General features: G+C 39.2%; 1 pseudogene. It reads right to left on the reverse strand.

Annotated elements, in window-relative coordinates:
- Positions 1-49: 49 nt before the first annotated feature.
- A pseudogene (locus tag A3763_RS03615) lies at positions 50-739 on the reverse strand (nucleotide sugar dehydrogenase); the annotation flags it as partial.
- Between the last annotated feature and the right edge of the window lie 357 nt (positions 740-1,096).

Here is a 1,096-nt window from a genome sequence, read left to right on the forward strand (position 1 = left end):
CAAGTAATGCGAATGATTATTAGTTGTCACCGACCCCTTTTGCAATTTATTGGATAATCTGTTGAGTATCCAATCCATGGGATTCTGCATAGCTATCCAGCTCATTAAAATACGAAACACGCATAGCGAGATAAGTGTTAGAAAATAATTTAACCGCTTCTGCTTCTGTTGAATCAATAAATAGCGTATCGATATCTTCCTTGACTGCTCCTTGAGCGAGCAACGCTGCAAATGTCTTTGCCAGTTCACTTTGTGAGCCAACAATAATTCGTGATGGGTATAGGTTGTCATGTAGCGCCTTCCCTTCTCGAAGAAACTCAGGAGAGAAAACGATATTGTCTGTATCAAACTCGCTACGAACGCGTTTGGTAAAGCCAACAGGTACCGTAGACTTAATAATCATCATGGCGCTGGGGTTAATTTCAAGAACGTCTCGAATAACTGATTCAACAGATGAGGTATTAAAGTAATTGGTTTCCGTATCATAATCAGTCGGAGTAGCAATCACAACATAATCGGCACCAACATAAGTGGCTTTCTTATCCAAAGACGCCCTAAAGTTCAGCTCTTTATTCAGCAGAAAATCTTCGATTTCTGAATCAACAATGGGTGATTTTTTGTCATTCAACAAAGCAACTTTTTGCTCCTCTATATCCAGCGCCACAACTTCATTATGCTGCGCAAGTAACATGGCATTTGAAAGGCCTACGTAGCCAGTCCCTGCTATTGCTATTTTCATGGTTTCTCTCTTTAAAAATCTGCTAATGCGATTCGCTACTTATACGCTGTATCAGCGAAAAGTAGTAACACTTAAATTATTATGAGTAACATCGTAGATAGAGCTTAGACAATCGAGAAAGTGTTTATTTAACTGAACAAAGCAATACCATTTTCCATGAAGAATGGTGGGTAGCACAGCTTACATGTTCAACACTGCACCAGCCTGGGACATAACCGCCTTTGATCAAGGATTAGATTTCAGCTTTGACCGCTTCCAAGCTTGCTCTCAAATGACAAAAACTTAACAAGCATCTTCAGTTCAGGTTCAACAACATGTATTTCATCTTTGTTAAGATGTATCAAAAACAACGAAAGA

Source organism: Oleiphilus sp. HI0128, assembly GCF_001635365.1.